This is a genomic window from Patescibacteria group bacterium, assembly GCA_041667185.1.
Taxonomy (GTDB): domain Bacteria; phylum Patescibacteriota; class Patescibacteriia; order SG8-24; family SG8-24; genus JBAYFM01.
This window is the reverse complement of the sequence record JBAYFM010000008.1, coordinates 62,663-69,015: the sequence shown is the minus strand read 5'-3', so window position 1 is coordinate 69,015 and position 6,353 is coordinate 62,663. Positions and strand designations below refer to the sequence as shown.

At 58.9% G+C, this 6,353-nt stretch carries 5 protein-coding genes and 1 tRNA gene; 4 read left to right on the top strand and 2 right to left on the bottom strand.

Going from position 1 to position 6,353, the window contains the following annotated elements:
* The first annotated feature begins 198 nt into the window (after positions 1-198).
* On the top strand, positions 199-531 hold the full coding sequence (locus WCT10_03800) for a hypothetical protein (GenBank protein ID MFA6603933.1): 333 nt from the start codon (positions 199-201) through the stop codon (positions 529-531).
* 50 nt (positions 532-581) lie between these two features.
* Here the strand turns inward: WCT10_03800 and WCT10_03795 are convergent, their stop codons facing one another.
* Positions 582-3,329 (bottom strand): valine--tRNA ligase, encoded by a 2,748-nt coding sequence (locus tag WCT10_03795; GenBank protein MFA6603932.1) that lies wholly within the window; start codon positions 3,327-3,329, stop codon positions 582-584.
* A gap of 311 nt (positions 3,330-3,640) precedes the next feature.
* Between WCT10_03795 and WCT10_03790 the strand changes: the two genes are divergently transcribed.
* The 3 genes from WCT10_03790 to WCT10_03780 all read left to right on the top strand — a co-directional run bounded on the left by WCT10_03790 (position 3,641) and on the right by WCT10_03780 (position 5,656).
* Positions 3,641-4,102, top strand: coding sequence for a hypothetical protein (locus tag WCT10_03790; GenBank protein ID MFA6603931.1), 462 nt, complete (start codon positions 3,641-3,643; stop codon positions 4,100-4,102).
* A 184-nt stretch (positions 4,103-4,286) separates the two neighbouring features.
* Positions 4,287-5,513 carry a DHH family phosphoesterase gene (locus tag WCT10_03785; protein ID MFA6603930.1) on the top strand — a complete coding sequence of 409 codons (1,227 nt, stop codon included), beginning with the start codon at positions 4,287-4,289 and terminating at the stop codon, positions 5,511-5,513.
* A 66-nt stretch (positions 5,514-5,579) separates the two neighbouring features.
* Positions 5,580-5,656 (top strand) — tRNA-Val (locus WCT10_03780).
* A gap of 269 nt (positions 5,657-5,925) precedes the next feature.
* Here WCT10_03780 and WCT10_03775 read toward each other — a convergent pair.
* Positions 5,926-6,351, bottom strand: coding sequence for a hypothetical protein (locus WCT10_03775; GenBank protein ID MFA6603929.1), 426 nt, complete (start codon positions 6,349-6,351; stop codon positions 5,926-5,928).
* Positions 6,352-6,353 lie beyond the last annotated feature (2 nt).

Genomic DNA, 6,353 nt, shown 5'->3' with positions numbered 1-6,353 from the left:
TCAGCACTCCAGCACTTCAGCACTCCAGCACTCCAGCACTCCAGCACTTCAGCACTTCAGCACTCCAGCACTCCAGCACTCCAGCACTTCAGCACTCCAGTCTTTAACTCAATCGCAGGCAATTGACATTCCGGCGGTTAAACGCTAATGTCGCCTGTCCGTTCCTTTCAACCATTGCAACGACTGCGGAGGCAGCTCATGGCAGAACTTATCGCGCTCGTCACGTTCACGTCGCTCGCGCACCAGATATGGTTCGTGGGCTCGATGCTCCTCTTGCTGATCTTCTGCTCGGCCGTGCTCCTGGGCTTCAACCAGCAATTCCATTTTCTCGCCATCCTGCACGCCATCGTGGCCGTCGAAGCGATCTTCTCGCGGCTCTTCCGTCCGGAAGACACCGAGGTCTTCTCCGTCCACTGCATCTGGTTCAATCTGCTCATGGCGATCGTCTACATCTTCCTGACCGACAGTGCCGGAACCGGACAGTTGAAAGATGATGAGACAAAAAATACGGACGGCAACGAGGCCAACTGAAAACGGCGCCGCACTCTGCGACGCCGTTATTTTATTTCGCTGATATATTTTCAACCCAGCTGAGCAAGCTGTTCCTTCAGCTTGCCGACCTTCTCTTTCTGAACGGCCAGCTTTTCCTTTTCCGCGGCGACAACCGGAGCCGGCGCGCGAGCGACGAAATTCTCGTTGCCGAGCTTAGCCGCGAGCGCGGCCAGATATCTCTCTGCCTCGACGATCTCGGCCTCCAAACGTTTCTTTTCCGCGCCCAGATCGATGAGGCTCCCGAGCGGCACGAAGATCTGGACCTTGCCGACCACGGCGCCAGCCGCTTTCTCGGGCTGCTTGCCCTTGGCGGCGATCTTCAGATCACCGACCTTGGCGAGTCCAGTGATGAGATGAGCCTGTTTCTTGAAGAGCGCCAGCTTGGCTCCAGCAAAAATGACCGCCTCGATTACCTTGCCCGGCTCCACCTTATAAGTCGAGCGTAGATTGCGGATCGCGACGACGGCTTCCTGGACCAGAGCGAATTCCTTGACCGCCGGCACGGCGCGTTTGGCCGCGACCTTGGGCCAAACGGCGACCATGAGCAGGTCCTTACCGCCCTGGCCGAACAGCCGGCCGTAGATCTCCTCGGTCACGAACGGCATGAACGGATGCCAGAGCTTCAGCGCCTCCCGGAGCAGGAACGCCAGCAGATGCTCTTTGCCTTTCTCCAGCTTGGCGATCTCCAGATACCAGTCGGCGAGTTCGGTCCAGGTGAAATCGCGCAGCGTCTCGCCGGCGCGCGAGAAATTCAGCTCTTCGATATCTTTGGTCACGGACCGGACGACCTCGTCGAAGCGGCCGAGGATCCAGCGATCGGCGAGCGTCTTCGGAGTCGGCCTCTTGACTCCGTCTCTCCCCAACTTCGTCACTCCGCAACTCATCTGTATGAACCGCGAGATGTTCCAGAGCTTGTTGGTGAAGTTGCGGAAGTAGGCGATCTTCTCCTCGGACAGTTTCAGATCGTTGCCGGCCGAACCGCCGATGACGAGCGACAGACGCACCGCGTCCGTGCCGTATTTGGCCGAGACGTCGAGCGGATCGATGATGTTCTCGAGCGACTTGGACATCTTCCGCCCCTGCTCGTCGCGCACGAGACCGTGCAGATAGACCTTCTCGAACGGGATCTGCTTCAGCGCATAAGTGGTCATGAGGATCATGCGGGCGATCCAGAAGAACAGGATGTCATAGCCGGTCTCAAGCACCTGGGTCGGATGGAACTTCTTGAGATCTTTCGTTTTTTCAGGCCAACCCAGCGTCGAAAATGTCCAGGTCCCGGACGAGAACCAGGTGTCGAGGGTGTCCTTGTCCTGGTCGAGGTCGCCGCGACCGCAGGCCGGGCAGTTGCCGGGATGCTCGGCGGAAACCACGATGCCGGCGCGCGCACCAGACTCCTTGCCGCCGACGCCGGCGCGGCCCGAATCCTCGCCTCCGGCGTAGCAGGAGCGGCAGTACCAGACCGGAATACGATGCCCGTACCAGATCTGGCGCGAGATGCACCAGTCGCGCAGATTCTCCATCCAGTGGAAGTAGACCTTCTCAAAACGCTCGGGATAGATCTTGATGCCGTCCCGACGCACCGCGTCGAGCGCCAGTTGTTTCAGATTCCGGCCGCGGCCCGGGATCGGCACGTCGACGTCGACGAACCACTGGCGCGAGGTCAGTGGCTCCACGACCGTGCCGCAGCGGTAGCAGACGGAGATGCTGTGCTTGATCTCCTCGATCTTCTCGATGAGGCCCTTGGCTTCGAGGTCGGCGACGAACTTGGCGCGCGCTTCCGCGACCGGCAGCCCGGCGTATTTGCCGGCCAAGGCAGTCATCCGGCCGTCCTCGCCGATGATCTTCTTCACCGGCAGCAAATTCTTTTCGGCCATCTCGAAGTCCACGGCGGAATGCGCCGGAGTGAGTCCGACCATGCCCGTGCCGAAATTACGGTCAACGGAAGCGTCGGCAATGACGCGGATCTCCTGCGGCCCGATGCCGAAGTCCACGGTGATCATCTGGCCGATCCATTTCTGATAGCGCTCATCATCGGGGTGGACCGCGACGCCGGTGTCGCCAAGCTTGGTCTCCGGCCGCGTGGTCGCCACGACGAACGGCCCGTATTTCATGTAATACAGCTTGGCTGGCTCTTCCTTATATTCGACCTCGTCGTCCGCGAGCGTGGATTCGCAACGCGGGCACCAGTTGACGATGCGGAAACCGCGATAGATCAGACCGTCGTCGTACATTTTCTTGAACAGCGCGACCACGGCGCGGGAGCGCGGCTCGTCCAGAGTGAAAGCCTCGCGCGACCAGTCGCAGGACGAACCCATCTTGCGGATCTGTCGGCGGATGGTGCCGCGCGAACCCTCGACGAATTCGCCGACGCGTTTCAGGAAGCCATCACGGCCGAGGTCGTATTTGGTCTTGCCTTCCTTGGCCAGGATCTTCTCCACCTTGGTGTTGGTGGCGATGGCGGCGTGGTCGGTGCCAGGAAGCCACAACGCCGCTTCGCCGCGCAGGCGATGGAAGCGCGTCATCAGATCCTCGAGCGTCAGGAACATGGCGTGACCGACGTGGAGCGTGCCGGTGGCGTTCGGCGGCGGCATCATGATCGTGAACGGCTTGGTCCGCTTGCCGGGCAGATTGTCGGGGTTGAAAAAACCGCTCGCCTCCCAGGCGGCATAGATACGGTCCTCGACCGCGGCAGCCTCGTAGGCCTTATCTAATTCCACCGTCTCGCGGTCGGCGGACTGGCCGCTCTTTTTATCCTTGATTCCCGCTTTTTTAGCCATAGATCATCAGATTATTGGACCCAGCCATGATAAGGCTTGTTGAGCGGAAAATCAACGGGCACAGGCGCAGGAGTATGGGAGCGGGGAAGTGAAGGAGCGAAGAAGCGGACTTAACTCCCGCACTCTCTTTAATTGTCATTCCCGCGAAAGCGGGAATCCAGCACCTTCTGTCTCCCGCACTTCAGAACTCCAGCACTCCCCGACTCCGTCTCTCCCAAACTCCCCGAGTTGACTCTCCCCCGCCCCTGCGCTAAATTCAGCTGGGGTTCTTTTCACCGGCCAACATCATCTTCAAAATAGGGGGTAAGACGATGAGGTATTTCTTTCTGAGCCTCTTGGTCTACACGACGATCGCCCTGGCTATTGAAGCGGCTTTCACAAGCATCGGCTTCCAGGTCCTGGCCGCCTGCCGGCGACAAAAAATCGACTGGAATCTGCCCAGCAAGACCTCGATCTGGGGCCTGCCGGTCTATGGTCTCTCAACAGTCGTGGGCTTCTGGATCATCAACGAATTCACGCCGGGATTTTTCGATCTGGCCTGGCCGATCCGCGGATCGATCTATGTGATCGTCATCTATGCCTGGGAGCTCAGCTGGGGCCTGTTCATCGAGAACCTGACCGGCCAATGTCCCTGGGAATACTTCAGATCCAGCCTGCGGATCTTCCGTTACATCAATCCGTTCTATGTGCCGTTGTGGTTCATCTTCGGATTCCTGATCGAACGGATCCAGTTGCAACTGATCCCGCATCTAGCACTCCTATTCTTCGGCTGAACACCCTCCCGCTTGGGGGTGTTTTTTTGTGAAGTGCTGGAGTCATGGAGAGACGGAGTCAGGGAGCTAGTTGGTCTCCAGCACTCCACCACGTCGCTCGCAAGCGACGTGGCTTGACACCATTTCGCGCCCCGGATAAGGTAGGCCATTACTTGAATAAGCACAGCCGCACATGGCCCTGGCAATGGAAAAACAATTCGTCGAGACCCTGAAGCGCGCCGAGCACGCTCTCATCACCTTCCGCCGTGATTGGAGCGTTGATGCGCTGGCTTCGGCGTTGGCCATCCAGCGTTATCTCGCGAGCAAAGGCAAACGCGCCGAGATCGTCGCCGACGATTTCACGCCGGCGAAGTCGGCCAAATTTTTGCCCGGCGCAAACGAGGTCAAACCGTCTTTCGAACGCCTGCAGAAATTCATCATCAACCTGGACGTCTCCAAGACCAAGATCGAAGAACTGTCTTACGATCTCAAGGATGACAAGCTGCGGATCTATATCAATCCGAAAGCCGGCCAGTTCGCCGCGGCCGATCTCACGACCGCGACCTCGGATTTCAAATACGACCTGATCATCGCGGTCGACACGCCGGACTATCACTCGCTCGGCGCGCTGTTCGACCTGAATACTGATTTCTTCTACCATCGGCCGACCGTCAACATTGACCACGATCCGGCCAACGAACACTACGGCAACCTGAACGCCGTGGATATTGCGGCGACTTCGACCTCGGAGGTCATCTACTCGCTCCTCAAGAGCGCCGGCGAACATTTCCTCGACCCGGACACCGCCACCTGCCTCCTCGCCGGGATGATTTCGAAGACGCGCAGTTTCAAGACGCCGACCGTCACGCCGCGCACGCTCGAGATCGCCGCGGAACTCGTCGCCGCCGGCGCGCGCCGCGACGAGATCGTCCAGAACCTCTACCGCACACGATCGCTCGCGACACTGAAGCTCTGGGGTCGAGCGCTCGCTCGTCTCAAATACGACGGCGCGGCCAGATTCGCCTGGACCCTGCTCGTGCGTCCGGATTTCGTCCACGCCGGAGCAGGCGAGGAATTCCTGCCGGACGTCATCGAAGAACTGATGATGAACTCGCCCGAAGCCGAGATCTTCGGCGTGCTCTACGAACAGGACGCGCCGGCTGACAAGTCGCGCCCGGCCGGCATCTGCGCCCTGGTCTCTTCAGAAAAATATTCGAATGCTCTCGGCCTGGTTTCGAGTCTCAAACCCGAAGGCACGCGCCGCCTGGCCCGGTTGTGTTTCCCGGCCGCGAACCTGATCGACGCTGAAAAAGCCGTCCTGGGATCGATCTATAAATCGCTGGGGAAGAGCCTGCCGGCTGATGCGATTACGGTTCCGGCGGGACAGCCTGCGACCCAACAAGCCCAGGCAATCGGACCATCAGTCGCCTGACCAAGCCCAGAATCTTGATTTATTTTCCGCGAGGTCTTATTATAGGAACACCCCAAAGTCATTAGAGGGCGGCTAGCTCAGTTGGTTAGAGCGTCACATTGACATTGTGAAGGTCAGAGGTTCGACTCCTCTGCCGCCCACCACAAGAAAGTCAGGTCAAACCTGGCTTTTTTGTTTTACTCAGTTGGTTAAGCCCGCCCCGCGCGAACGCGGGGACCAGGGCGGGCTTGACGCCAGATGTGGCGGCCGCCGCCGCGCATTTCTTGTGTCCGGTCGCAAGACGACCGGACTGGGCGTTAGAGCGTCACATTGACATTGTGAAGGTCAGAGGTTCGACTCCTCTGCCGCCCACCATCAAAAATACCCCAGGCTTGCCCTGGGGTGTTTTTGATTCTCGCAGTTTATACTCCCCCTACCCGACGGTCGCCAGCACCACTTCGCGCAGCACGGTCGCAGAAGTCGCTTTTACTTCAGCGATCAGCTGGGTCTGGAGGAGCCTGATCTTCTCACGATATTCGGCCCAGGTGCCGCTGTCAGCCGATTCTCCGCGCCGGATCGCATCCTCTAGCGCCGGCCGATATTCCTGGTCGATTTTGGTCTTCTCATGTTCGTATTCTCTGGTGTAACGGTCGATCTCCACGTCCAGCCGCACACTGGTTCGATCCTGTTTGGCCTGATTCTCCACCAGCCAGGCAACGAGTAGATCATTGAAACGGCTCCACAGTGCCTGGTCAACGCCGTGCCGAGCTTCGGACGCGAGCATCTGTTTGTCAGCAGCCGATAAAAAAGATCGTTCGACGGACTCGATGAAATTTTTGATCTCAAACGGACTGGACATAC

Excerpts from the sequence above, each read along its gene's own strand:
- WCT10_03795 (MFA6603932.1), bottom strand. The coding sequence starts at position 3,329 with ATGGCTAAAAAAGCGGGAATCAAGGATAAAAAGAGCGGCCAGTCCGCC.
- WCT10_03785 (MFA6603930.1), top strand. The coding sequence starts at position 4,287 with ATGGAAAAACAATTCGTCGAGACCCTGAAGCGCGCCGAGCACGCTCTC.
- WCT10_03790 (MFA6603931.1), top strand. The coding sequence starts at position 3,641 with ATGAGGTATTTCTTTCTGAGCCTCTTGGTCTACACGACGATCGCCCTG.
- WCT10_03800 (MFA6603933.1), top strand. The coding sequence starts at position 199 with ATGGCAGAACTTATCGCGCTCGTCACGTTCACGTCGCTCGCGCACCAG.
- WCT10_03775 (MFA6603929.1), bottom strand. The coding sequence starts at position 6,351 with ATGTCCAGTCCGTTTGAGATCAAAAATTTCATCGAGTCCGTCGAACGA.